This window comes from Neobacillus paridis (assembly GCF_016765675.1).
Classification (GTDB): domain Bacteria; phylum Bacillota; class Bacilli; order Bacillales; family Cytobacillaceae; genus Neobacillus; species Neobacillus paridis.
Genome location: NZ_JAESWB010000025.1, coordinates 431,488 through 455,296, shown reverse-complemented (window position 1 = coordinate 455,296; position 23,809 = coordinate 431,488). Strand labels below are relative to the sequence as shown.

29 protein-coding genes are annotated in these 23,809 nt (G+C 40.4%); 4 read left to right on the top strand and 25 right to left on the bottom strand.

Annotated elements, in window-relative coordinates; all coding sequences use genetic code 11:
* Window positions 1-127: 127 nt before the first annotated feature.
* The 19 genes from JK635_RS04270 to JK635_RS04180 all read right to left on the bottom strand — a co-directional run bounded on the left by JK635_RS04270 (window position 128) and on the right by JK635_RS04180 (window position 14,092).
* Window positions 128-1,021, bottom strand: coding sequence for a polyprenyl synthetase family protein (locus tag JK635_RS04270; protein WP_202652671.1), 894 nt, complete (start codon window positions 1,019-1,021; stop codon window positions 128-130).
* A gap of 2 nt (window positions 1,022-1,023) precedes the next feature.
* Window positions 1,024-1,257 (bottom strand): exodeoxyribonuclease VII small subunit, encoded by a 234-nt coding sequence (locus JK635_RS04265; protein ID WP_202652669.1) that lies wholly within the window; start codon window positions 1,255-1,257, stop codon window positions 1,024-1,026.
* Window positions 1,247-2,605: an exodeoxyribonuclease VII large subunit gene (gene xseA / locus JK635_RS04260; protein ID WP_202652667.1), complete on the bottom strand. Its 1,359-nt coding sequence runs from the start codon at window positions 2,603-2,605 to the stop codon at window positions 1,247-1,249. Before xseA ends, JK635_RS04265 begins: the two co-directional genes overlap by 11 nt.
* A gap of 85 nt (window positions 2,606-2,690) precedes the next feature.
* Window positions 2,691-3,545, bottom strand: a complete 855-nt coding sequence (folD, locus tag JK635_RS04255) for a bifunctional methylenetetrahydrofolate dehydrogenase/methenyltetrahydrofolate cyclohydrolase FolD (protein WP_202652665.1) — start codon at window positions 3,543-3,545, stop codon at window positions 2,691-2,693.
* Between the two features lie 31 nt (window positions 3,546-3,576).
* The gene (nusB, locus tag JK635_RS04250) at window positions 3,577-3,966 is read right to left on the bottom strand and encodes a transcription antitermination factor NusB (RefSeq protein WP_202652663.1); all 390 of its coding nucleotides are present in this window, start codon (window positions 3,964-3,966) and stop codon (window positions 3,577-3,579) included.
* A gap of 157 nt (window positions 3,967-4,123) precedes the next feature.
* Window positions 4,124-4,531, bottom strand: a complete 408-nt coding sequence (locus JK635_RS04245; RefSeq protein WP_202652661.1) for an Asp23/Gls24 family envelope stress response protein — start codon at window positions 4,529-4,531, stop codon at window positions 4,124-4,126.
* Window positions 4,532-4,551: 20 nt separating this feature from the next.
* A complete protein-coding gene (gene accC, locus JK635_RS04240) occupies window positions 4,552-5,907 on the bottom strand; it encodes an acetyl-CoA carboxylase biotin carboxylase subunit (RefSeq protein WP_202652659.1) in 1,356 nt (451 codons plus the stop codon).
* Between the two features lie 15 nt (window positions 5,908-5,922).
* Window positions 5,923-6,432, bottom strand: a complete 510-nt coding sequence (accB, locus tag JK635_RS04235; RefSeq protein WP_202652657.1) for an acetyl-CoA carboxylase biotin carboxyl carrier protein — start codon at window positions 6,430-6,432, stop codon at window positions 5,923-5,925.
* A 122-nt stretch (window positions 6,433-6,554) separates the two neighbouring features.
* Window positions 6,555-7,115: a SpoIIIAH-like family protein gene (locus JK635_RS04230; RefSeq protein ID WP_202652655.1), complete on the bottom strand. Its 561-nt coding sequence runs from the start codon at window positions 7,113-7,115 to the stop codon at window positions 6,555-6,557.
* Between the two features lie 15 nt (window positions 7,116-7,130).
* A complete protein-coding gene (gene spoIIIAG, locus JK635_RS04225) occupies window positions 7,131-7,781 on the bottom strand; it encodes a stage III sporulation protein AG (RefSeq protein WP_202652653.1) in 651 nt (216 codons plus the stop codon).
* Complete coding sequence (gene spoIIIAF, locus JK635_RS04220; protein ID WP_202652651.1) at window positions 7,774-8,403, bottom strand: stage III sporulation protein AF; 630 nt, start codon at window positions 8,401-8,403, stop codon at window positions 7,774-7,776. The genes spoIIIAG and spoIIIAF overlap by 8 nt, the downstream gene beginning before the upstream one ends.
* A gap of 10 nt (window positions 8,404-8,413) precedes the next feature.
* Entirely contained in the window at window positions 8,414-9,619 is a 1,206-nt protein-coding gene (spoIIIAE, locus tag JK635_RS04215; RefSeq protein WP_202652649.1) for a stage III sporulation protein AE, read from the bottom strand.
* Between the two features lie 26 nt (window positions 9,620-9,645).
* The gene (gene spoIIIAD, locus JK635_RS04210) at window positions 9,646-10,095 is read right to left on the bottom strand and encodes a stage III sporulation protein AD (protein WP_202652647.1); all 450 of its coding nucleotides are present in this window, start codon (window positions 10,093-10,095) and stop codon (window positions 9,646-9,648) included.
* On the bottom strand, window positions 10,052-10,255 hold the full coding sequence (gene spoIIIAC, locus JK635_RS04205) for a stage III sporulation protein AC (protein ID WP_007084610.1): 204 nt from the start codon (window positions 10,253-10,255) through the stop codon (window positions 10,052-10,054). The genes spoIIIAD and spoIIIAC overlap by 44 nt, the downstream gene beginning before the upstream one ends.
* A gap of 11 nt (window positions 10,256-10,266) precedes the next feature.
* Window positions 10,267-10,782 (bottom strand): stage III sporulation protein SpoIIIAB, encoded by a 516-nt coding sequence (gene spoIIIAB / locus JK635_RS04200; RefSeq protein ID WP_202652645.1) that lies wholly within the window; start codon window positions 10,780-10,782, stop codon window positions 10,267-10,269.
* Window positions 10,783-11,706: a stage III sporulation protein AA gene (gene spoIIIAA, locus JK635_RS04195; RefSeq protein ID WP_202652644.1), complete on the bottom strand. Its 924-nt coding sequence runs from the start codon at window positions 11,704-11,706 to the stop codon at window positions 10,783-10,785.
* A 168-nt stretch (window positions 11,707-11,874) separates the two neighbouring features.
* Window positions 11,875-12,432, bottom strand: coding sequence for an elongation factor P (efp, locus tag JK635_RS04190; RefSeq protein ID WP_202652642.1), 558 nt, complete (start codon window positions 12,430-12,432; stop codon window positions 11,875-11,877).
* A 21-nt stretch (window positions 12,433-12,453) separates the two neighbouring features.
* A complete protein-coding gene (locus JK635_RS04185; RefSeq protein WP_202652745.1) occupies window positions 12,454-13,515 on the bottom strand; it encodes a M24 family metallopeptidase in 1,062 nt (353 codons plus the stop codon).
* Window positions 13,516-13,594: 79 nt separating this feature from the next.
* Window positions 13,595-14,092, bottom strand: coding sequence for a YqhR family membrane protein (locus JK635_RS04180; protein WP_202652640.1), 498 nt, complete (start codon window positions 14,090-14,092; stop codon window positions 13,595-13,597).
* A gap of 208 nt (window positions 14,093-14,300) precedes the next feature.
* Between JK635_RS04180 and JK635_RS04175 the strand changes: the two genes are divergently transcribed.
* On the top strand, window positions 14,301-15,245 hold the full coding sequence (locus JK635_RS04175) for a DUF1385 domain-containing protein (RefSeq protein ID WP_202652638.1): 945 nt from the start codon (window positions 14,301-14,303) through the stop codon (window positions 15,243-15,245).
* A 59-nt stretch (window positions 15,246-15,304) separates the two neighbouring features.
* Window positions 15,305-15,694, top strand: a complete 390-nt coding sequence (locus JK635_RS04170) for an SA1362 family protein (RefSeq protein ID WP_368857066.1) — start codon at window positions 15,305-15,307, stop codon at window positions 15,692-15,694.
* A 20-nt stretch (window positions 15,695-15,714) separates the two neighbouring features.
* Here JK635_RS04170 and JK635_RS04165 read toward each other — a convergent pair whose 3' ends face one another.
* The 5 genes from JK635_RS04165 to JK635_RS04145 form a co-directional block, all read right to left on the bottom strand.
* Complete coding sequence (locus JK635_RS04165) at window positions 15,715-16,593, bottom strand: patatin-like phospholipase family protein (protein WP_202652634.1); 879 nt, start codon at window positions 16,591-16,593, stop codon at window positions 15,715-15,717.
* A gap of 187 nt (window positions 16,594-16,780) precedes the next feature.
* A complete protein-coding gene (locus JK635_RS04160; RefSeq protein WP_235887859.1) occupies window positions 16,781-17,230 on the bottom strand; it encodes a C40 family peptidase in 450 nt (149 codons plus the stop codon).
* A 222-nt stretch (window positions 17,231-17,452) separates the two neighbouring features.
* Window positions 17,453-17,932, bottom strand: a complete 480-nt coding sequence (locus JK635_RS04155) for a hypothetical protein (protein WP_202652632.1) — start codon at window positions 17,930-17,932, stop codon at window positions 17,453-17,455.
* A 189-nt stretch (window positions 17,933-18,121) separates the two neighbouring features.
* A complete protein-coding gene (locus JK635_RS04150) occupies window positions 18,122-20,680 on the bottom strand; it encodes a vitamin B12-dependent ribonucleotide reductase (protein ID WP_202652630.1) in 2,559 nt (852 codons plus the stop codon).
* A gap of 333 nt (window positions 20,681-21,013) precedes the next feature.
* Entirely contained in the window at window positions 21,014-21,850 is an 837-nt protein-coding gene (locus JK635_RS04145) for a lipoate--protein ligase family protein (RefSeq protein WP_202652629.1), read from the bottom strand.
* A 183-nt stretch (window positions 21,851-22,033) separates the two neighbouring features.
* Between JK635_RS04145 and JK635_RS04140 the strand changes: the two genes are divergently transcribed.
* Window positions 22,034-22,417: a rhodanese-like domain-containing protein gene (locus JK635_RS04140; protein WP_202652627.1), complete on the top strand. Its 384-nt coding sequence runs from the start codon at window positions 22,034-22,036 to the stop codon at window positions 22,415-22,417.
* Window positions 22,418-22,580: 163 nt separating this feature from the next.
* Here JK635_RS04140 and JK635_RS24950 read toward each other — a convergent pair whose 3' ends face one another.
* On the bottom strand, window positions 22,581-23,120 hold the full coding sequence (locus tag JK635_RS24950) for a C39 family peptidase (protein ID WP_202652625.1): 540 nt from the start codon (window positions 23,118-23,120) through the stop codon (window positions 22,581-22,583).
* 326 nt (window positions 23,121-23,446) lie between these two features.
* Here JK635_RS24950 and JK635_RS04130 point away from each other — a divergent pair, with 326 nt between their 5' ends.
* Entirely contained in the window at window positions 23,447-23,623 is a 177-nt protein-coding gene (locus JK635_RS04130) for a hypothetical protein (RefSeq protein ID WP_202652623.1), read from the top strand.
* The last annotated feature ends 186 nt before the right edge of the window (window positions 23,624-23,809 follow it).

The following is a 23,809-nucleotide window of genomic DNA, read 5'->3' as shown; positions in this document are numbered from 1 at the left end:
TCATGTATTTAGCTTAGAACACTACCGCGCTTTCGCTTGGTGGCCCCTTTATTTGGTGAGCGATCTGACAATCCCTCACCAAATGAAGGGGTTAAATTTTGCCCACATTAATTTTACTCATACTTGTTTAATGGTTTCTTGTTGCCACTAAGTCGGTTAATTCAAGAAGAAGATGGATCTCCAAGCCCGTCTTGATCAGCTTATCTTTTGCTTGATGAATTTGCTGTTGTAAGGCCGCTTTCGCCCCTTCCAATGAAAGCAGCTGTGGATAAGTGCTTTTATGATTGGCCGTATCGCTGCCGACCGGCTTCCCTAATATTTGTTGATTCCCTGTTAAATCCAGGATGTCGTCCTGAATTTGAAAAGCCAGGCCAAGGTGGTGGGCAAATAAAGATAGGTTTTCCAATTGGGTTTTATGTGCGCCGGCCAAAATCGCCCCTGCAATAACACTAAACCTTAACAGTTTACCTGTTTTATGAATATGAATGTATTCAAGCTCCTCAAGGGTCAATGTCTTGTTCTCGCCTTCCATATCGGCAACCTGGCCGCCAACCATGCCTTCCGCACCTGCAGCTTGGGCCATTTCCACAATTAATGATAATTTTGTATCTGATGAGGCTGTTTCTGTTGGAATTCTGCCAATCACTTCAAAGCTGTAGGTTAACAATGCATCACCCGCTAAAGTAGCAATAGCGTCACCGAACACTTTATGATTTGTCGGCTTTCCTCTGCGGAAATCATCATTATCCATGCTCGGCAGATCATCATGAATGAGTGAATACGTATGGATCATCTCAATCGCCGCAGCTACCTGCAGTCCGTTTCGAGGATCAATTCCAAATGCGTTAAGAGTCGCAAATAATAACAAAGGGCGAATTCTTTTTCCGCCGCCTTCAAGCGAATAAATCATTGATTCTTTTATGATAGCCGGAGCATTCAGTTCTTCAATTAAATTCCGCAGCTCAACATCAAGCAATTGTTTATATTTTTTCGCAAATGAGTCTAAAGCTTGAGTTTCCAATGCTACTCCTCCTCGTTAATTGAAAAACTTTCCGTCTGTCCATCCTCTGTAATAATTTGGGTTAACTGTTCTTCCACACTTTTCAATTTATCATGGCAAAGCTTGGATAGTTCCATGCCCTGTTTATAATAAATGATTGCTTCTTCCAAAGGAACATCGCCCTCTTCAAGCTTTTCGACGATTTCCTCCAACTTCGTCATCGCCTCTTCAAATGTTAAATTATTCTCAGTCGTCATGTACTCTGCTCTCCTTTATTTCTTCCACTTTACAAAAAACATTGCCGTCAGTAAATTGAATTTGTACGGTATCTTCTAGCTTTATTTGCGTTACACTTTTTACAAGCCGTTTATCTTTATTGTAAGTCAAGCTATAGCCCCGCTCCATAATTTTTAATGGACTTAGAGCTTGTAAAGTTGCAATCATTCGTTCAAATTCTGTTTGTTTTTTGGTGAAAATTTGTGTCATCGATCGTTTCAACTCTTTTTGCATGCGGTCTGAACGAAGAACCGCTTCCTGTAGCATTTCGTTCGGATGGCTGCGCTGCAAGCGTTTGAACAGAGCTTCATGCTGATTCTGCCTCAATAAAGCTAACCGTGAAGTTCCGCGGACTAACCTTTCAGTTACTTTATCAACCAGTTCGAGCTTTTGCTCATATAGCCTGTGCGGATATCGGAAGGCATAGGATTTTTGTACCCGCTGCAAGCGTTCTTTTTCAAAACGAAATTTCTCCTGCATGATTCGGATCAGTCTGGTTTGGCGCTGCAAAATCCGATCCATTAACTCCTCAATATGCGGAACTGCCAGTTCGGCAGCACCTGTCGGCGTAGGAGCTCTTAAATCGGCAACAAAATCCGCAATCGTAACATCCGTTTCATGCCCTACTGCTGAAATAACAGGGATCGTTGACGCATATATGGCGCGGGCAACAATCTCTTCGTTAAAGGCCCACAATTCCTCTATCGAACCGCCGCCGCGCCCTACGATTAAAATATCGATATCCGTACGATTATTGGCTTTTTCAATTGCCTTGGCAATGGAAGGTGCAGCTTGGTCTCCTTGAACTAGGACCGGAAATACAAGGATATTGCCGATCGGATAGCGCCGTTTAATAGTGGTAATAATATCCCTTATAGCTGCACCAGTTGGCGACGTAATCACGCCGATTGTTTTTGGAAAAGGCGGGAGCGGCTTTTTTTTATCCGGGGCAAACAAGCCTTCCATTTCTAATCTCTGTTTTAATTGTTCGAATGCTAAAAACAATTCACCTATCCCGTCAGTCTGCATTTGTTTAACATAGATCTGATACTGACCGCTTGGTTCGTAAACTGTGATTTCGCCTCTAACGATCACTTTCATCCCATTTTCTGGGGAAAACTTCATTGAGCGGGAATGGCTGGCAAACATGACGGCAAGAATACGGGCTTTTTCGTCCTTTAAGGTAAAATACATATGACCGCTGGAATGCTGCTTAAAGTTTGATATCTCGCCGCGCACATGGATGTCACTTAAATGTGGGTCGGCATCAAATTTTCGTTTTATGTATTTAGTTAAGGCACTGACAGTTAAAAATCGCTGCTCCTTCATAAAAACCCCTTCCTAGTGACCGATTAAAAAAATCTGTCCTTACCAATTGAACTAAAAACATGAATGATAAGGACATGTTAGGATGTTAACGGTTGATGCTTTCAGCCGCCGCTTTTACTGTATTGTACATCAGCATCGTAATCGTCATCGGACCGACCCCATTGGGTACCGGCGTTATGTATCCTGCTTTCTTGCTCACTTCCTCAAAGTCAACATCACCACAAAGTTTGCCGGCCTCATTACGATTCATACCAACGTCGATCACCACGGCACCCTCTTTTATGTGGTCTGCTTTAATAAAATTGGCAATTCCCACTGCAACCACCAAGATATCAGCAGTCTGAGTATAGTGCTTTAAGTTTTCCGTTTTGGAATGGCAATAAGTGACCGTCGCATGTCGATTCAATAATAACTGACCAACGGGTTTACCAACGATATTGCTTCTCCCAACTACTACGGCATGTTTTCCGGCAACAGATATTCCTGTATCCTCGAGCATCACGATGATGCCAAACGGTGTGCATGGAAGAAAACCATTCTCTCCAGTCATCATTTTTCCAATATTTACCGGATGAAAACCATCAACATCTTTTGTTGGAGAAATAGTATCAATTACCTTTTTCTCATCGATATGTTTTGGCAGCGGTAGTTGGACTAAAATACCATGGATGACAGGATCATTATTTAATTCGTCTATTTTCTTCAGCAGTTCCTCTTCGGAAACCTCCTCAGGCAATTCAACGAGTAATGAATACATTCCTAGCTCGTGACAAGCTTTTTGCTTATTCCTGACGTAAGTCTTGGAAGCATGGTTATCACCGACAAGAATAACGGCTAAACCCGGGGTTATCCCCTGAGCTTTGAGCTTTTCAACCTCCTTGGCAAGCTCCAGTCTTTTTTTTGCAGCAATTTCTTTACCACTTATAATTTCTGCGGTCATTTTACATTCATCCTCCCCTTAAGACCAATCGCTAAAGCTTTTCCTTTATCTTTGAAAGAACAGCATTAACAAACTTGCTCGACTGGTCATCCCCATATATTTTTGCAATTTCAATGGCTTCATTTAAAATTACATTTTTTGGTATCTCATTCTGTAAAAAATTTAATTCATAAACCGCTAATCTTAACAAGTTGCGGTCAACAATTGCCAACCGCTCGAGCGACCACTTTTCAAGGTTTTCGCTGATAACACGGTCAATTTCCGACTGATGCTCTACTACACCGAAAACAAGCTTTGATAAAAAATCGTTACCTGCCTTCCCATCGAGAACATGTTCAATGGCGGAAGATGGGTCATTATGACTTATGTCAATTTGAAAAAGAGCCTGTAATGCCTTTTCTCTCGCTGTTCTTCTATTCATTATTCTGTTTTCTCCTTTAAAGATAGACCTGATTTTTTATTTTTCTTTCATATAGTATTTATCAAAACGATAATAGCATAACTATTTTTCCACTGCACGACAAAAAGGGCTTTTCTTTAAAATAAAAACCAAAGGATAGGCTCCTTTGGCTAGCATGTTAGACTTCTTCCTCAACAACTGGTTCTTGTTTTTGTGTTTCAAATTGAACTCCAACAATATGAATGTTAACTTCTTCTGGATCAAGAGCAGTCATATTAAGCAGTGCCTGACGGATATTTTCCTGGATCTTTCCGGCAACAGCAGGAATGGATATACCGAATTTCATTAGGCAATACACATCAATGATGATTCCAGATTCCGTCAGTTCAACCTTGACACCTTTGCCGTGGTTTTTTTTTCCTAGCCGTTCCACAACCCCAGTGGCAAAATTGCCACGCATTCCGGTCACACCTTCCACCTCGGAAGCGGCAATGCCGGCAATGACTTCAATGACTTCAGGGGCAATTTCTATTTTCCCATGGCTGTTATTTCCTTGATCCATTTCTAAAATGCTGAATTCACTCATTTAAAACACCTCGAGTTTTTTTATTCTGATTTCATTATATCGTGTAATTCAAGGAATTTGGTATTGAAATTCCCTTCGACAAAAGCTTCATGATCAAGCAGTCTTAAATGGAACGGAATGGTTGTATGGATTCCCTCAATGACAAATTCACCCAGTGCCCGCTTCATTCTCGCAATCGCCTCATCACGGCTGGCGCCATAAGCAATCACCTTGGCAATCATTGAATCGTAATAAGGTGGAATTGTATATCCCGGATAAGCAGCAGAATCTACACGGACACCGAGCCCTCCTGGAGGTAGATACATTTTGATTTTACCGGCAGAAGGGAGAAAATTCTTTTCCGGGTTTTCGGCATTAATCCGACATTCAATAGCCCAGCCATTAAAGGTGACATCAGCTTGTGTTAACGATAGTTTTTCACCGTTGGCTACGCGAATCTGTTCCTTGATAAGATCAATTCCTGTCACCATTTCTGTTACTGGATGCTCTACCTGAATCCTTGTATTCATTTCCATAAAATAAAATTTCCGATTACGGTAGTCATAAATAAATTCTACCGTTCCTGCCCCAGAATAATCAACCGCTTTTGCCGCCTTGACTGCTGCATTTCCCATCTCCTCACGAATTTCTCCATCAAGAGCAGGCGAAGGAGTTTCCTCGAGCAGCTTCTGCAGTCTTCGCTGAATTGAACAATCCCTTTCCCCTAAATGGATGGCATGACCATAATTATCGGCAAGTACTTGAATTTCAACATGGCGAAAATCCTCAATATATTTTTCAATATACACGCCAGGATTGCCAAACGCTGTTAACGCTTCCTGCTGGGTTATGTTGATCCCTTTAATTAATTCTTGCTCATTTCTGGCAACACGGATCCCTTTACCGCCACCGCCAGCGGTAGCCTTTATAATCACTGGATAATCAATTTTCTCAGCAAGTTCAAGTGCTTCATCAATTGTTTGAATAATTCCTTGAGAACCGGGTACAATTGGAACGCCAGCTTCACGCATCGTTTCTCTGGCAATATCTTTTGTACCCATCTTCGTTATCGCTTCTGGACTCGGGCCCACGAAAGTGATATTACATTCGCGGCAAAGCTCGGCGAAATCAGCATTTTCGGCCAAGAAACCATATCCCGGGTGAATCGCGTCACAAGCTGTCGCGATTGCTACACTAATAATATTTGTCACGTTTAAATAACTATCCTTTGACGATGTCGGCCCGATACAGTAGGCTTCATCCGCAAGCTGGACATGCAGAGCGTCGCGATCTGCCTCAGAATACACAGCTACGGACTCAATCCCCATTTCGCGGCAGGCACGAATAATCCTAACGGCTATTTCTCCCCTGTTTGCAATTAACAGTTTTTTTATCATTCCGTTTACCGCTCCTTATTCAGGCTTTACTAAAAATAAAGGCTGCCCATATTCCACTAATTGTCCATTTTTCACAAGCACTTCCACAATTTCACCATTTACTTCTGCTTCAATCTCATTAAATAGTTTCATTGCTTCCACGATACAAACAATGGAATCCTTCGAAACCTTTGAGCCTGCCGTGACATATGGATCCGCATCCGGGCTTGGTGAAGCATAAAATGTCCCGACCATTGGCGAAGTAATCTTATGTAGATTTTCTGTGTTTTCTTCCACAACTGGTTCTGCCTTGGGAGCTTCTTGTTTCACTTCTTGAACTGCTGCAGCAGGTACCACAACCGATTCAACAGGAACTGTTTGTGGCTCGACGGAGACAGTTTGTCCTGCTGGCTGGGCGGCAGCGATCGTCACGCTGCCTGTTTTTTTCATTTTGATTTTTGAACCTTCGTTTTCATAGACAAATTCATCAATACTGGACTGATCGATTAACTTAATCAACTCACGAATTTCTTGAACTTTTAACACTAGGTACACCCCTTGTCCGACTTTTTATTATGACTAACTATTAATACTATACGATAATATCCTGTAAAAGTTCAATAATGATAGACGAAAAAAAGAAAGCCTCTGGCTTTCCTTTGAAAACATTATTTAGATGGCTGGTACGTTACGGCAACAAAATTGGCATGATCGATTTCTTTTTTTACTTCAAGAATAATTTTATTAGCTTCTTGAGCTGATGGTTTTTTCTTGGCTTTTACCGTTACTTTTACATTTTCACCGTCAGCACGAACGAGAGCATCCTCATAACCCATTGTTTTAATCATCGTTTCGAGGATTTCTTCTTTATGGGCTGTTTCTCTTAACTCATCCATTTGATCCTTAATTTTACTTCTTTCATCTGCCGGCAGATTCGTTGCAGCCATTTCCATTGTTAATTCTTCTTCCTTTTGACTGCGTTCATCTTGAAGGTCCATTCGTAATTCATCAAATTCGGCATCACTGGCAATCGTGGAATTGACCTTCTTCTCTTCAGTTGCTTTGGATTTTTGTGTTGCCTGGTTCTTCTCCACTTTGTCCTTTGCTTTTTCCTCAACTGCCGCTAGATCGCTTTTCTGTTGTTCTGGGGATGTAAGGTAATACACCGACAATACCACCACAAGACTCAGCATTGTTAATAACCATACTGTTTGTTTTTTCAATAACATGATAACACACCCCTTTTATTTTTTAGGCATAACTGAAACTCGATGACTTGGGACTCCCAAGACTCTTATCACAGCTTCTTTTATCCATTTTTTTACTTCAATATTATCAGCGCCCTTTGCTACTACGAGCACGCCGCGAACATTGGGTTTCTTGGTTTCAATCACAATCGGCACTTCTTTATCACCCTTACGAATAATCACAAGCTGTTCATCCGTGGAAACCTCCTGAACCTTTCGCTGCCCGCCTTCACGATCTCCTTCTTCCGTTGTTTGGGATTTAGTATTCTTATTTTTTTCCAAAACTTTACGATCGGTTGAATCGAGGTTGACAATAACGGTAACATCATCCACACCGAGCATTTCCTCCAGCGCTTTTTTAAGCTGTGTCTCATACTTTTCTTCATATTCAGCAATGGTCTTGTTTCCGGAGGACTTTTTTTGACCAAATACGGCGACATCCTTTGAATTTGTCTTTTCATTGGCTGCTGCCGGAATGGCAGTTGAATTTGAATCTGTCTTAAAAACACTATTTCCGACAATCATAAAGGCTGCACCGATTAACAGAACAAGCAGCATATATTGGTACTTTCCCGTTTTTTTTTCAGAAGTTTTGTCCAAGTTGAGCAGTTTTTTCAACCATGACAATGGACCTTTATTATTATCCATTTTTATTATTGCCCCCCCCTTCAATCTGAACTTCAACCGTGTCTTCCGTTACATTCCATTTCTCTGATAGAAATGCAGCAATTTGTTTTGCTTCTTCTGTTGCTTTTTTAGATGGAAGAGGTGTTTCTGTGTCAATGACGATCGGTTTAACCGCTTCGACTGTCTTCACGCCTGTGTCTGGCCGCGATAGAAGAACCATTACCTTTTGGAGGTTTTTAAGCGTTGCTTGGTCACTTTTCGTATTCACTTCTACATCAATATCGGCTATCTCCAATCCGTATTGTTTCATCAACTCCTCCTTCACGTCCTTTTTCAGCCTGCCAGCCAATTCTTCTAAAATATATGCATGCTGGGAGGCTTGTATTTCTTTTTTCTTTAAATCTATTAAATTTTTCATATTTTTATCTTCCGATGGCTGTTGAAAATGTATCGATGTTAATGCAGCTTCAAAATCTTTGGAGATGATTTTCAGGATTGGGGTTAGAATGATCGCAATTAATAACAGCCCCATGACCATTTTTGTATATTTCTGCATACTTGAGTTTGGCAGCAGCATATCAATGACCGTGGCTAAAAGAATAAAAAGAATAATATTTGTGACCCACTCAGTGATAAATTCCATTTTTTGCCCCCTATCTCATCATCATTGTCAGGTTGCCAGCCGCTACAATGACCGTAATACTTAAAAAGAACATAAATGAGACAATCCCAAGGGCAGCGAATACATAAATGACACTTTTGCTGATAATATCAAGACAGGTAATAATCGGCCCGCCCCCAAGCGGCTGAAGGATCGCTGCCGCAAATTTATAGATAAAGGAAATCAGCAATATTTTTATTGCCGGAAATGCCACGATGATCATCAGAATCGCCACCCCAGCAATGCCAACTGTATTCTTTAACAGGACCGAGGCGCCAATCACGGTATCGGTAGCATCGGTAAACATCCTGCCAATGACCGGGATAAAGTTGCCGGTGATAAATTTTGCCGTCCTAATAGCGACTCCATCTGTAACCGCGGCTGATGCCCCCTGAACGGATATAACGCCGAGGAAAACTGTCAGGAAAAGCCCCATTAAGCCAATGCTCCAGTTTCGTAAAAGAGCAGCCAATTGTGTCACTTTATACTGATCTGACATCGTACTGACAATACTTAACAAGGTGGCTAAAAACAACAGCGGCAAAATGATATACTGCATAAACATGCCGCTCATATTCATTAAAAATAAAACCACCGGATGAAAAAAGGCGGCGGAGACGATTCCTCCTGAAGCAGCAATCAAGGCAAGCAAGAGCGGTACCAGTGCTAACACAAACGCAATCATTGTGCCAATTGCTTCATTTGTATAACTAACGGCAACATGGAAGCTGTTTAAAGCGATGATCACCAGAACCATGTAAATAATCGCATAGGCAATTTTACTAATATTGCTTTGTTCAAAAGCATTTTGCATCGACTGCAAAAACATACTAAAAATGGCTAACATAATTAATGAACCCAGCAATTTCCCATTTGCCACGAATTCATGGAAGGCAAACTTTAAAAATCCCTTGCCCCATTCTTTAAAAGAAAAGTGTTTATCACCTTTAATAAAATCATATAGACTTCCTTTCTGACTCTCCGGAAGAAAGCCGCCGTATTTATTGGATATATCCTCCCAGAATTGTTTTAACTCGGTTAAATCTAATGTCTCTAACTGTTTATCTACCAGTTCCTGCGGCGATGTTGATAAAGTTCGATTAGACTCTTCAGTCCCTTGGTTGGCTTGTACACTAGGAATAAAGCAAAAAAAGATGATAACAACAATCATTGGAATTGTCTGCAAACGCCGCTTCATATTTCACACCTCATTTACAACGATTATTAGCTCGGAATAAGTTTGATAATGGTCTCAATCAATACGGTAAGGATAGGGATGGCCATTGCGAGAATAATAACTTTTCCAGCTAATTCTATCTTTGAAGCGATCGCTCCTTGGCCCGCATCCTTGGTAATTTGGACAGCAAACTCAGCAATATAGGCAATTCCAATAATTTTTAGAATGGTTTCAACATAAATCAAATTTACTTTTGCATTGATGGCCAGCCTCTCCAGCATATGAATAATTTCAAAGATCTTGTCCACTAAAAAAAGAAAAATCACACAGCCGGCAAAGACGGTTAAGAGGAAAGCAAAATTAGGCTTTTGCTCCTTTATTATCAGCGCCAAGAAGGTGGCGATGAGGGCAACCCCGACAATCTTAATAATTTCAATCGCAAAGCCCTCCTTTCTATTGAAATAAAAATACGGATTTGATTTTTTGGAAAAGGTCATCGACAATGGAAGCAACCTGAAACAATATATAAATAAACCCGAATAACGTTACCCACTGGGCATATTCTTTCTTACCAACCTGATCGAGAACCGTGTGCAAAAAGGCAACAACAATTCCAACTCCGGCAATTTTAAAAATAATATCGACTTCTAAACCCATTGCTTTTCCCCCTAAAATAATAAAATAATCAGTAGCAGGCCAGACAAGAATCCAAGACTCTTTACCATTTTTTCGTATTTCATTTGTGCTTGTACGGCATTTGCTTCTTCCCTTTCGAGATGAGAAAGAGTCAGCATGATATGCTTTTGTTGGGAAAAGCGATCATGGCGTCCTAATGTTTCACCAAACTGTCTCATGATTTCAAATTCACTTTTTTTAAAAGCCGTTGCTTTCCAAACTTCATGTAAACTTGCTACCCAAGCTTCTTTCACGGTTGTTTCTGTATCCGTTAATTTCTTGGCGAAGCTGTCAAAAAAGGTTGAAAGCGGTTTTGACAACTGGGCCGCCAATCTCCTGGAGGCTTCATGCAATGGGGTGTGCCCATACATTATTTCTGCTTCCAGCGACTGCAGGGCAGACCTTAGTGCCCTTAGTTGCTGCGGTCTGTCGCTTAAGTGCCTTGAGGCTTCAAATCCGATAACGGTGGTTGCTGCCATAATAAATAGGGCACCGATTAACTTAACCATTTAGGTCACACTCACTTTTACTTGTATTTCTCTGCCATTCTCATCTAAAATATCGGTAATCGTACCTGGTCCTGAGTTTCTGCTCAAAACGACATACCGTTGAAAGATTTTTTGTTTCACAATGGCCTGTAATGTTGGTCGTTTGCTGATTTCTGCAAAATTTGACCCGTGGGTTGTCATCATCAAGTTAATACCGGCATGGACTGCTTCTTGAATCGCTTCTGCATCCTCTTTACGGCCTATTTCATCAACGATTAGGACTTCTGGACTCATCGATCGAATCATCATCATCATGCCCTCTGCCTTTGGGCAGGCATCCAATACATCCAGACGGTATCCAAAGGTTAATTGGGGAACACCATTGATACAACCGGCTATCTCGCTTCGCTCATCGACAATTCCGACCTTGTTAGCCGGTATACCGTTTGCTTCACTCCCGGTTGAAATGATTCTGGCAAGATCACGCAGTAAGGTTGTTTTTCCTGTTTGCGGTGGTCCGATGACCATTGTATTCAGCCATTTTCCTTGAAAAATAAAGGGAATAATCGATTCAGCGATACCGATTTTTTCGCGAGCGATACGAATGTTAAAGGAAGCAATATCCCGAATTGCTTTGACATTCCCGGCTTCTAGGATAACCTTCCCGGCTAGTCCAATTCGGTGTCCTCCCGAAACGGTTATATAACCGCGCTTTAGTTCTTCTTCCAACGCATAAATAGAGAAATGACTGATTTTATTCATTAAGTGAAAGGCATCTTCCGGCTGTATAATATATCGTAGAAACCGGGGCGTCCCTTTTACCGTCAGTTCAATCGGTCGACTGATCCGGATGCGAATCTCTTCCAATTCTTCTTTTATGTTAGGCGGGAGTTGTTTAATTTGGTCGGCAATTTTTTTGGGTAAGAAGCTCAAGATCGTTTCCATTGTTTTTCCTCCTCATGCCTGTCTCATTAATTAAAATGTATGCCTGCTTGGTTACAATATGACTTGCAAAGGGAGTTTCTTTATCAATGAATTATAGGGGAAAATAAAAAACCTGAATTCTAAATATTATAGAATTCAGGTTTTTATTACAATTAGGCTTGTTTTAAACTATGCTCTTGAAACGTAGGTTCCTTCAGTGGTATTAATAATTAATTTGTCCCCTTCGTTTACAAAGAAAGGAACTTGCACAATCAGTCCTGTTTCAAGAGTGGCCGGCTTGGTACCGCCTGAAGCAGTATCCCCTTTAATACCAGGCTCTGTTTCAGTTACCACCAATTCCACGGTGTTAGGTAATTCAACCCCAAGCGTTTCACCTTGATACATCATAATATGAACTTCCATGTTTTCTTTTAAAAACTTCAGTTCATACTCAATGCTTGCTGCTGGAAGTTCAACTTGCTCATAGGATTCCATATCCATGAATACATGCTGGTCACCACTTGCATATAAGTATTGCATTTTACGGTTATCGATTTGAGCCTTTTCCACTTTTTCACCAGCGCGGAAGGTTTTTTCCTGAATCGCGCCATTGCGAAGGTTGCGCAGCTTAGAACGAACAAACGCCGCTCCTTTACCAGGTTTAACATGTTGGAAGTCCAGGACACGCCAAATGCCTCCGTCTACCTCAATGGTTAATCCTGTACGAAAATCGTTGACAGAAATCATACTAAAATTCCTCCTAAGACTTTACAGTATAAGTAAATTTTTTGTTGAATGTGTAAGGACTTCATTGTGGTCTTTTGTGATAAGAGTATCGTCTTCAATACGAACTCCACCAAGTCCTGGAACATAAATACCTGGTTCACATGTAACCACCATACCTGGTTCAAGAACGATATCCGATTTGGCTGAAACGGCCGGACCCTCGTGAACCTCAAGTCCGATCCCATGACCGGTTGAGTGTCCGTAGTTATCGCCAAACCCTTTTTCCGTAATATAGTCTCTAGTCAAGGCATCTGCTTCCTTGCCAGTCAAGCCAGGTTTAAAGCCATCCAGTCCACGCAGCTGTGCATCGAGAACGATTTGATAAATCTCCTTTAGTCTACTGTCAGGCTCACCAACAGCGACTGTTCTGGTAATATCAGATACGTACCCTTTATAATAGGCACCATAGTCGAGGGTAACCATATCTCCTTTTTCAATCACCTTGTCAGTTGCTACTCCATGTGGAAGCGCAGAACGGACTCCTGAAGCCACAATGGTATCAAATGAAGAAGAAGTTGCTCCAGCTTTTCTCATAAAGAATTCTAACTCATTCGACACTTCCATCTCTGTTTTTCCTGGACGGATGAAATCAACAATATGTTTAAAAGCAGCATCAGCGATATCGGCAGCTTCCTTTAATATCTTAATCTCTGCATCAGTCTTAATCAAGCGTAATTTTTCCACTAATCCTGAAATCGGTACAAGTTCAGCTTTCACTTCTTTTTCATATACTTTAAATAAAGAATAAGTTAAATAATCTTCTTCAAAGCCAAGTCTTTTTATTCCCAGTTTTTTCACCTGATGGGCGATTTCTTTTGGGATCGTATCAGAAAACCTAATGATTTCAAAACCCTCGCACTGCTTGGAAGCCTGACCAATGTAGCGGAAGTCGGTAATAAATTGTGCTTGGTCCAAACTAATTAATACTACACCGGCAGTTCCTGTAAAATTGGAAATGTAGCGGCGATTATATGGACTTGTAATTAATAACCCGTCAATTCCTTGTTCCCCAAAAGCTTTCCTTAGTTTTGCTAATTTTTCCATCATTTCCACTCTCCTTATCAATTCCAAAAACGGACAAAATTATTTTATCATACCTGGGCTATTCCGACTAATAACAAACTTATGTAGCTGCTTCTTTATCCTGAACTTTTTTATTTTGATACTCGTAACTAATGGAATAGCCAATAAAAATCCCATAGAGGATATATAAACAAACGGTTGTAATAATTGTATTTCTGGACAAACTCAAAAGTGGTTTATTGGCGGGAAATAGCGGATTAAGTATTAAAAAAACGAGGAAAAATAAGATGGCTCCATATCCAAGTCCAACCCATAAACCATTGAAACGTTTGAACAGTGCTGAGTAGATAAAAGCAACCCCTATCGATAAGATTCCAATGACGATAATGGAAATGATGGTGCCGATCCATCCATATTTCCAATCTCCTAATATCCAAGGAATTAAAATGGAATTCGGACGGATTTCAGTAAAGCTTAGATAATAGGCCAAAAAGCCAATCGTTGACCATAATAGTCCGGCAAATAACCCAGTCCAAAAGACCATGACTGGAAAGGACATCGCTTTTGGGTAATTTGCTGCTTGATGATCACTAGCCATTGTAACAACCTCCAGTATTTGTTCACTTTATTATGTCCTTCCAATCCCCGTCACTTGCATCAAAATGTTTTTTTCTGAATTTTTTTAACAGCAATAGTGTGTCAATCTAGAGGATTTTTTATTTTTCTAGTAGAATACAATTAAGTACATACAGATTTCTCAAACCTCTGATCATGTGCAACTTTGTATATAGGTTGGTGTCAAATATATGTCTAATTCGCAAAAACCCGTTTATGGCGGTCAAGCCGTAGTGGAAGGCGTCATGTTTGGCGGTAAATATCACTATGTGACAGCCATTAGAAGAAAAGACAATTCGATTGAGTACTTTCATTTACCGCGAAAAGCAAACTCTGCTTTGGCCAAATTAAAAAAGATCCCCTTTCTTCGAGGAATTATCGCGATCATCGAGTCAAGTGCCAATGGTTCAAAGCATTTAAATTTCTCCTCGGAACGATATGATGTTGACCCTAAAGATGATGAAACGTTAACGGAAAAAGAAGTATCCAAATTAACGATGTATTTAGGGGTTGCCGTTATTGGGGTACTATCTTTTATCATCGGTAAATTCGCTTTTACTTTAGTGCCTGCCTTATTAGCCGAATTAACAAGGTCCGTTTTCCCATCAGATTTTATGCAAGTTATCATTGAAAGTACGATTAAGCTATTACTGCTGCTTTCCTATATTTATTTCGTTTCTTTAACACCACTGATTAAAAGGGTGTTTCAATATCATGGTGCTGAACATAAAGTCATAAATACTTTTGAGTCTGGCGCAGCGCTAACAATCGAAAATGTTCAGGCTCATTCTCGGCTTCACTACCGGTGTGGGAGCAGTTTCATCCTTTTCACCGTCATCGTCGGCCTGTTTGTTTACTTGCTTGTCCCAACATCACCGCTGTGGCTACGAATTGTTGACCGGATCTTGCTCATACCCATTGTTTTAGGAATTTCCTTTGAAGTTCTCCAATTTACAAATAAGCTGAGAAATATTCCAATTCTAAAATACCTCGGGCTGCCTGGACTCTGGCTCCAGCTATTAACAACCAAGGAACCAACAGATGAACAGGTGGAAGTAGCGATTCTGTCATTTCAGGAATTGCTCAAAAAAGAGACCGAAAGCGAATTTGGAATGAAAGGTGAAGAAATTGTCTAAATTTTTATTTAAACTTGTTTAAAACATAAAAAAAATGCTTATGATGCTCATAGAGGGAGGTGGCTTTCTTGAAAAATCGGACATCCGTCCTTATTGTAGGAGGACTTATCGTTCTGGCCTTTTTAGGTCTTGTGAGCTCGTTCACTGCTAATCCCGCTGGTTTTATTCAAAAAATAGCCATCATGGCGATAATCGTCTTGGTCATCTTTTTCCTTGTTCGGAAGTTTTCAAATTCGAGCCCTCAAAAAAAAGAGCAGCGCGCCTTTTTGAAGGCGGCAAAGCAGTCGAAAAAACGGTTGCAGCAAAGAAGCGGAGACACAGGTCAGAAAAATTCTTCATTTGGCCCAATTTCCACCTTAAAGAAACCGAAGACCAAAAGGAAACCTCCGGCACATCTCACCGTTATTGATGGTAAGAAGGGCAAAAAGAAAAATCGAGCGTCATTATAAACGCTCGTTTTTTTTTTGTGTCAATAACTCCACCTGTTCAAGAATTGCCTGGCGTGTTCCCGGCCTAAATGAACCAGTGCTTTTTTCTTTTCTTCTGTTAAATGAAACTCGGTTGTTAAGATTCCTTCTGTGGGGATGAAAATAATATTTTCTGCATGCCTTTTGGAAATATATCGCGAATCGTGCGCATCCTTCATCGTTTCAAATAAGGCGCCAAACAGTTCAATTCCATTATTAATTTTATGCTTTCGATGTTCATACTCATTGGCACTCAATTTAATCCCTAGAACAGGCCTGCTTTTTTTGTCTTTATCAAAAAGCCACATAGGAAAATTGCTTAATACACCGCCATCAACAAGAATATTCATTCCCCCTGCTGTGCGCATACGCACCGGCTCAAAAAAATAAGGAATGCTGCAGCTCATCCGAATGGCACTAGCGATGGAGAAGGAATTCGGGGAAATTCCGTATTTCTCCAAATCCTCCGGCAGCACAACCATTTGCCCATTTGTAAGGTCAGAGGCAACCACACGGAGTACCTTTGGCGGCAAATCGGCAAAGGTTCTTAAGCCCTTTAGCTCCAGTTTTTCTTTAATCCAGTTTTCAAGTTCATCCCCCTTATAAAGACCCAATCTCCAGTAAAGCAAGAGCCATTTAGCAAATTTAAAGGGAATCAGTGTTTTTCGTGCATCTAACAGCTTTTGCGGATCCAATTCACCAATCAGTTGATATATTTCTTTGCTCGTATAGCCAGCAGCAATCAATGCTCCTACAATTGATCCAGCACTCGTTCCAGCTACTCGAACAAATTCAAGACCCTGTTTCTCAATTTCTTCATAGGCACCAATTAACGCAAACGCTTTAATACCTCCTCCGGAAAAAACTCCATCTATCTTCATGGCAGCACACCCCTAAAGATATATCATTGTTACACTTTAAGCGGCTTAATAAGAAAATAGTACAGCGGACGAGTAGAAAATTTTTATTATGGGTGGCTGTTATTGGAAAAGATGGCATATTGTTTAAGCTGTGGTGGAGGGAAAATTAATAGAGCATCGGCTTTCCCGATGCTCTTTCCTATCATTATTATATACGCTTTGCGCCAATGTAACGTGGCTTCCAATAGCTATTGCTTGTGTACGAAATGGAAACTCCTTTTGAAGACGCTGCTTGAATCATTTTTCCGTTACCGATATAAATGGCAACATGTGTAGGCCTGCTGGCTTTATTTGGTGCAAAGAACATCAAATCTCCAGCCTTTAACGAACTAACACGATACCCTTTTGTATAGAACATGTCTGCTGCAGTCCGTGGTAAAACTTTTCCTGCTTTTCCGTACGAATATTTAACAAGACCTGAGCAATCAAACCCTCTTGGTGATATTCCGCCCCAGCGGTATGGAACACCCAAATTTGCTTTCGCTACCGAAATGGCTTTAGTATGATAATAAGCGGCTTCAGCTTTACCTCCCATAGCAGTAAGCATTGGGCTAAGAATTAGGGTCATGGCGAAAATGGCTATGATTTTTTTCAACATCTTGTTTAATCCCCCTGGTGAGTTGTGTTACTGTTACTATACAAGAAACGCGTAACATCACCGTGACGGTCAGATTACATTTTTATTACAAAATTCGACTTTATTTTTTCATATTAGAATTACTTTCAAAAATTAGGAAAGCACCCGATTGTTTAGTGATGGATCTAATATTAGTTGGTTTAATGGAATGATAAGATATATTCTCATTCCTACCTCCATTTTTTAACTAACTTGACTTACTGTTTTAGTTATTTTTTTTATATATTCTCTTAAAACATTCAACTCATTATCATTTAGATTATCAGTTCTGTAAGAGCAATACAAATTTTGTATTTCTTTTAATGCTCTTAAAAAATCTAATGCTAAAACTTTAGGTGAGACAATAACAGAGTTTTTTTCTTTTTGAGGGTAAACCATAATATGCACATCTTCATCAATCATTTTGAAAGTAAGTTGCTTATTATAAGTATACCCATAATCTCTAAAACTCACTTGTTTCCCTTTTGTAAGCAAATTCAAAATTGCTTCACTCATATCTTGTAATAACATAAAATGATGCATGGTATAAAATTCACAAATATTTTGATTATCATAATCAAATTCAATCAATGCATCAAACTCACATATATTCGACCAGTGCATCTCACCCCTTTTTATATCGTCAAGTGAATGATCTTCATCCAAAATAGTAATTCTTATCATATCATATATCCCTTTAGTAGTTTTGTAATAGAGTTTAATCATTTTAATGCTGTGTTCTTTTAGATGTTCTCATTCTTTTCGATATAAAAAAACACCCCTTTAGCATATCCAAAGAGGTGTTTCTTCGCAACTTTTTTATTAACACCGCAACTTTATTTCAAAGCTACATTCTCCACACATTTCACTATCTTATAAACCGCATTTTAGTTGTGCACCACAGTTCGTGCAGGTATTACAGCCGCCAATTTCCTCGACTTCTCCTTTGCGGCAGACAGGGCATGTATTGCCCACCTCAGAGCCAATTGTTACATCTGTCGAACGAAGGTCGGTAATCGTATCGACTAGTACGACATGCTGCATCTCCTTCTCGTCAAAGATTGATAATTGCTCATTGGTGTTTTCTTCTGCCTTCAGAGTTAATACCTGAGTATCACGCGATCCATCAACATAAACTGTACCGCCCTTGGCACCGCCGCGATATAAGCGTTGGTAAACTTTTTCAACCTGTTCCACACTGTATCCTTTTGGTGCGTTAACCGTCTTACTAATTGAACTGTCAATCCAGCGCTGGATGACACATTGAACATCAGCATGTGCTTCCGGAGACAGCTCCATTGCCGTTACAAACCATTTTGGCAGGTTTTCGGGATCCGCTTCCGGATGGCGGTCTAAGTATTCTTGTACGATATCGGCCTTTACTTCGATAAACTTTCCGAGACGACCGCTGCGGAAGTAAGAAAAGGAAAAATATGGTTCCAGTCCTGTGGAAACGCCAACCATTGTACCAGTACTTCCAGTTGGAGCAACGGTTAGCAAATGGGAATTTCTAATCCCATTTTCCAAAATCGCTTGACGAATATCTTCCGGCATCTTTTTCATATATCCTGTTTCGATAAATGCTTGGCGTAAGCGGTTTGTTTCATCTGGAGTTTCACCTGTTAAGAATGGGAAGCTTCCTTTCTCTTTTGCCAATTCAATCGAAGTACGGTATGCTGTCGTCGCAATGGTTTCAAATACTTGATCAACCAGTTTATTACCCTCAGGTGAGCCGTACTCCGTTTCGCAATAGATTAACAGGTCATGTAAGCCCATGACACCAAGACCAACACGGCGCTCACCTAGCGCTTGCTTTTTGTTTTCCTCTAAGAAGTAAGGTGTAGCGTTGATGACGTTATCCTGCATACGGACTCCAACGGCTACAGTCTTCTTTAATTTCTCGTAATTTACCGTTTTCTTTTCCTTGTCTGCCATTTCTGCCAGATTCACAGCAGCAAGGTTGCAGACTGAAAATGGTGCGAGTGGTTGTTCACCACACGGATTTGTTGCGACGACTTGTTGTCCGTATGCTTTGGCATTCGTCATGTCGTTGGCATTATCAATAAAGAAGATCCCTGGTTCTGCTGAGTAGGTAGCACAAATGTTAATTAAGTTCCACAGTTCCGTTGCCTTAATCTTCTTGTAAACACGGACTTTGTGTCCGAGTTTTTCCCATTCTCGGACATCGCCGATTTGGTGCCATTCTTCATTATAAATCTTCATTTCCGCGTCATCGTATTGTTCGACATATGGGAAACGAAGTTCATATTCACCATCATTTTCAACGGCTTCCATAAATTCTTTCGTCAGGCAAACCGAGATGTTTGCGCCTGTCAGGAATTCCGGGTTGTGGACAGAATAATTTCCTCCGTCCTTCAGTTTTTCTTCAGCTTCTTCGATAATTTCTTCAGAAAAGCCACCATTTCCAGGAAAGTCCTTGTAACGGACAATTCCTTCATACATCTCTCTTTCCTTCTCTGTCAACGGTGTAAATTTCAACTTATCCTTTGCCAGCTTTTTAATGGTATCATCATTCGTGTGTTCAATTAAAAACCGTAAAATTCTCGGATTTTGCATCTTCGAAATAATAAATTCAATAATATCCGGATGCCAGTCCGCCAGCATAATCATTTGCGCACCCCTGCGACTTCCACCCTGCTCAACCAAGTGCGTTAGTTTTGCGATGTCATCGAGCCAGGATACCGAGCCGGATGACTTGCCGTTTACGCCGCGGGCTAGTGTGTTTCTTGGCCGCAGTGTTGAGCCGTTTGTGCCGACACCGCCGCCGCGGCTCATAATTTCCATGACCTGTTTCCGGTGGTCGGAAATTCCTTCACGTGAATCGGCAACAAAAGGCATGACATAACAGTTAAAATAGGTTACTTCGGTGTCAGCCCCAGCACCATAAAGAACGCGTCCTGCCGGAATAAAGTTCAAACTGACAAGCTCTTGATAGAACTTCTCGGTCCATTCTTTCCGCTTCTCTTCGGTTTCCTCAACCGCAGCAAGGCCTGTAGCCACACGCCGGGCAATCTGTTCATAGAAGAGCTCGAGCGGTTTTTCAATCACGTCAAACGACCGCAAAATAACTCCTGTTTTGGCTTCTTCCGGATCATCCAACACTCCTCTGAATTCCTCTTCAATCAAAACTTTGGCTTTTTTCTTTTCCCAATCGATTTCCAAGATCGTTCCTAAACCTCGTGCCGGAAATTTTGGGTCCTCTTTTACCGTTAAAACAACAAAATCGCCATTCGAAAGGGTTATTTTTTCAGTATCTTTAAAGGTGTAACGATCCAACATGACTAATCTTGATACACCCTTGTGGGTTATTTTCATATCCGGGGTAATCGGATGTACCTGAGGAAATAAACGGATATCCTCATTCAACCTTTCAAAATCAATATTCAATTTTTGTCTAAACACAACAGACATGAGAACAACTCCTTCTAAAAATAAAATCTATTGTTTCCTGTTAGATTCTCGTCTGATTTTGCATATCTAGTTGCTTTGATATACATAACGTACCATATTAGCTCGGAAAAAATCAATATATTGTGTTAAATAAATTTAAATAGCCACTATATATTGTATGTCGAGCAAAAAACATTCATTTTGTCAAACTCAAAATTAAATAGATTTCAGAGAAAATAAAAGCTTTATCAAAGTTATTTACCAAAAACGACGAAATTTAACAAATTTCGCAGGTTGATTCTTTTTTTACATAAAAACATAAAAAAACGGCAAACGCCGTTCATCATACCATACCTATCTTCTAAAATTCCAGTCATCCGATTCATAGCGATTATGCGCCAGGCTATGAACATAATCTAATTCTTTTTCAGATAGTTGAAATGGTTCAAGATCAATATTTAGCCCTTCGGTAAAACCTTTGGAGAAGGCTTGCTTTGCTTCCTCCAATGAAATTTTTCTTGGACTGATTTCGTTGATCGGAACTGCCTTATCCTTAAACGATCGTTTCATTCGCTCCTTTATCCGCTTACTTGGATATTTGAATAAACTGAATAGCTTATCCTCATCTAAGTCCAGTAGGATGGAACCATGCTGAAGAATAACGCCCTTTTGCCTTGTTTGTGCACTACCGGCAACCTTCCTGCCTTCAACGACAAGCTCATACCAGCTCGGCGCATCAAAGCAAACCGCTGATCGTGGATTTTCCAGTGCATCCCGTTCTTCCATTGTTTTTGGAACGGCAAAATAGGCTTCTAAACCCAAATAATGAAAACCTTTTAAGATCCCTTCGGAAATGACCCGGTAGGCCTCTGTTACTGTCTTAGGCATATTGGGATGCTCCTCCGATACAACGACACTATATGTAAGCTCATGCTCATGGAGGACACCCCTACCGCCGGTTGGCCTTCTGACAAAACCAAGTCGATATCGTTTAACAGCATCCATGTCTATTTCCTTGTCAACCTTTTGAAAATAACCAATTGATAGGGTTGCCGGATTCCACCCGTAAAAGCGGATCACCGGCGGTATTTTTCCTTCACTGTGCCAGTTAAGTAAAGCTTCATCCAAGGCCATATTAAAAGCTGGTGAACAGCTTCCTGAATCAATAAAATACCAAATTTCTTTTCCCATCCAAAAACCCCGTTTACCCAAATTTTTTTCGTTTTTTAGTCTATCAAAAATAGAAGCTAAAGCAAAATATCTTGTATTTGGTATAATTTTACCCACATTATTTTTCATCATTGTTCTTTATCTTTAGGAGAATGACTTATATAATAAAAACTAGTGTAGTAATGCTTGAAAGGAGAAAAAAAATTGAGTTCATTCTATGTTTTATTAATTATTTTGGCCGCCCTCATTATTTACACCGTTTTCAATTATTTCTATCAAAAGAAAATCGTTAAGACGGTTACCGAAGAGGAGTTCCGAAAAGGGTATAGAAAGGCACAGCTCATCGATGTTCGTGAACCAAACGAGTTTGATGCCGGTCATATTTTAGGAGCACGCAACATTCCAATGTCACAGCTCAAAATGCGAATGAAGGAAATTCGTCCAGACCTCCCGGTTTATTTATATTGCCAAAGTGGGATGCGCAGTGCCCGAGCGGCGCAATTTTTATACAAAAAAGGCTATAAAGATCTAACCCAACTGCAAGGCGGATTTAAAAAGTGGACAGGCAAGATTAAAGCAAAAAAATAATTGATCATTAAGATTAAGCGGCTCTCTTGACATCTTCTAGTTCTTGAAAATGAGGGGTATCCTTTAACATTTTTAGGACAGCCCCTTTTTATAGTTCGGTCTTACTATTTCTTCCCATTAAATACCCACTTTCCAAACGTAATCACGTTCACAATAAAATTCGTTATGAACCCAGGGAGAAGTGGAGACCTCGCCCAGTAAAACTACTAAAAAATCTTTTCTCAGTTACAGTACTATGGCTTGCCCCCCATCGCGAAGGGTCACGGAAAGTAATAGTGGGCTCCAACTCCGTATGCCGTCCGCATACGACAACAAGATGTCCCCCCCGTCTTCCGTCTTCAGGAAAAGTATGGGTTACCGAGGTGATAACTGGTCCTGTGGTTTTCAGTATTTGTTCCAGCTGATTCCCATTTTTAATTACAATGGGAGCTGATCTCAAACTGTAACTCTCGCCGAGCTCAGCAAGTCCCTTATGTATCCATCCTTTAGGGGAATATGCATTTCGTTGTAGCCCTTCCACTAGTAATTCATACTGAGAGGGAACAGGCTTTCCAAAATAGGCTAAAATCATGCGAAGACACGCAAGACCACAAGCTCTATCACCCCAATAATCTGAGCCCTTTCCTGCACAAAGAACGCCCGCCGGCCATTCACCGGGTTCAAAACGTTGAGAATAACGAGGAATGCCTAAGCAATAGTTCATCCCGTTTGCCCACTTTTTGTCCCAGCGACTACATGACGTACTCGCCACACTGAAAGATTTCTTGCAGTTTCAGAAACATCACCTGCGAAGTCTAAAGACGCACGAAAGTCATGTGAATGAAAAGTAGCAATCTGAGAGTATAATGCTGCATTTCGGTTGGTCACATGAACTACTTGGACACCACGCGCTCTGAATGCAGGACCTAATAGATGTCCTGAGGAAAAAGCATTAACTATTCCGACTGTTTGTTGGTTGTATCCATCGTACAACATATTTTCACCCTCTTTTTTTGCTTATATAGATACGATAGGATCAAAGAAAAAACGATGAGCAAGGAGGCTGTCGATAAAGTGCTCCATGCTGCTGAAAACTTAGAGAGAAAAACAGACGTGATCACAAGACCAAATAAAGTACTAGCATTTAATATCGTGGTCCGAAATCCAAGCAGAATTGAAATTATTCTTTTGAAACACCTAAATTATAAAGATCCATATATGGACTGAAAATCATTACTTTTTGATTTTGTATCATAGCCTCCCGTTTCAAATTGATACCTTAATTATACAACAAAAAAGGTATAATCCTCACAAAAATGAGAAATTATACCTCTTTTTTAATTTGACACAGATAAAAGAACTTTGTTGATTCCAATATTATAGCTATTTTTCATTAATCAGGAGGACTTTTTC

Bases quoted from the DNA above. Each gene is read 5' to 3' on its own strand.
- JK635_RS04265 (WP_202652669.1), bottom strand. From the start codon at position 1,257: ATGACGACTGAGAATAATTTAACATTTGAAGAGGCGATGACGAAGTTG.
- xseA (WP_202652667.1), bottom strand. From the start codon at position 2,605: ATGAAGGAGCAGCGATTTTTAACTGTCAGTGCCTTAACTAAATACATA.
- folD (WP_202652665.1), bottom strand. From the start codon at position 3,545: ATGACCGCAGAAATTATAAGTGGTAAAGAAATTGCTGCAAAAAAAAGA.
- nusB (WP_202652663.1), bottom strand. From the start codon at position 3,966: ATGAATAGAAGAACAGCGAGAGAAAAGGCATTACAGGCTCTTTTTCAA.
- JK635_RS04245 (WP_202652661.1), bottom strand. From the start codon at position 4,531: ATGAGTGAATTCAGCATTTTAGAAATGGATCAAGGAAATAACAGCCAT.
- accC (WP_202652659.1), bottom strand. From the start codon at position 5,907: ATGATAAAAAAACTGTTAATTGCAAACAGGGGAGAAATAGCCGTTAGG.
- JK635_RS04230 (WP_202652655.1), bottom strand. From the start codon at position 7,115: ATGTTATTGAAAAAACAAACAGTATGGTTATTAACAATGCTGAGTCTT.
- spoIIIAG (WP_202652653.1), bottom strand. From the start codon at position 7,781: ATGGATAATAATAAAGGTCCATTGTCATGGTTGAAAAAACTGCTCAAC.
- spoIIIAF (WP_202652651.1), bottom strand. From the start codon at position 8,403: ATGGAATTTATCACTGAGTGGGTCACAAATATTATTCTTTTTATTCTT.
- spoIIIAE (WP_202652649.1), bottom strand. From the start codon at position 9,619: ATGAAGCGGCGTTTGCAGACAATTCCAATGATTGTTGTTATCATCTTT.
- spoIIIAD (WP_202652647.1), bottom strand. From the start codon at position 10,095: ATGACCTTTTCCAAAAAATCAAATCCGTATTTTTATTTCAATAGAAAG.
- spoIIIAC (WP_007084610.1), bottom strand. From the start codon at position 10,255: ATGGGTTTAGAAGTCGATATTATTTTTAAAATTGCCGGAGTTGGAATT.
- spoIIIAB (WP_202652645.1), bottom strand. From the start codon at position 10,782: ATGGTTAAGTTAATCGGTGCCCTATTTATTATGGCAGCAACCACCGTT.
- spoIIIAA (WP_202652644.1), bottom strand. From the start codon at position 11,706: ATGGAAACGATCTTGAGCTTCTTACCCAAAAAAATTGCCGACCAAATT.
- efp (WP_202652642.1), bottom strand. From the start codon at position 12,432: ATGATTTCTGTCAACGATTTTCGTACAGGATTAACCATTGAGGTAGAC.
- JK635_RS04185 (WP_202652745.1), bottom strand. From the start codon at position 13,515: ATGGAAAAATTAGCAAAACTAAGGAAAGCTTTTGGGGAACAAGGAATT.
- JK635_RS04180 (WP_202652640.1), bottom strand. From the start codon at position 14,092: ATGGCTAGTGATCATCAAGCAGCAAATTACCCAAAAGCGATGTCCTTT.
- JK635_RS04175 (WP_202652638.1), top strand. From the start codon at position 14,301: ATGTCTAATTCGCAAAAACCCGTTTATGGCGGTCAAGCCGTAGTGGAA.
- JK635_RS04165 (WP_202652634.1), bottom strand. From the start codon at position 16,593: ATGAAGATAGATGGAGTTTTTTCCGGAGGAGGTATTAAAGCGTTTGCG.
- JK635_RS04160 (WP_235887859.1), bottom strand. From the start codon at position 17,230: ATGTTGAAAAAAATCATAGCCATTTTCGCCATGACCCTAATTCTTAGC.
- JK635_RS04155 (WP_202652632.1), bottom strand. From the start codon at position 17,932: ATGATAAGAATTACTATTTTGGATGAAGATCATTCACTTGACGATATA.
- JK635_RS04150 (WP_202652630.1), bottom strand. From the start codon at position 20,680: ATGTCTGTTGTGTTTAGACAAAAATTGAATATTGATTTTGAAAGGTTG.
- JK635_RS04145 (WP_202652629.1), bottom strand. From the start codon at position 21,850: ATGGGAAAAGAAATTTGGTATTTTATTGATTCAGGAAGCTGTTCACCA.
- JK635_RS24950 (WP_202652625.1), bottom strand. From the start codon at position 23,120: ATGAACTATTGCTTAGGCATTCCTCGTTATTCTCAACGTTTTGAACCC.
- JK635_RS04130 (WP_202652623.1), top strand. From the start codon at position 23,447: ATGAGCAAGGAGGCTGTCGATAAAGTGCTCCATGCTGCTGAAAACTTA.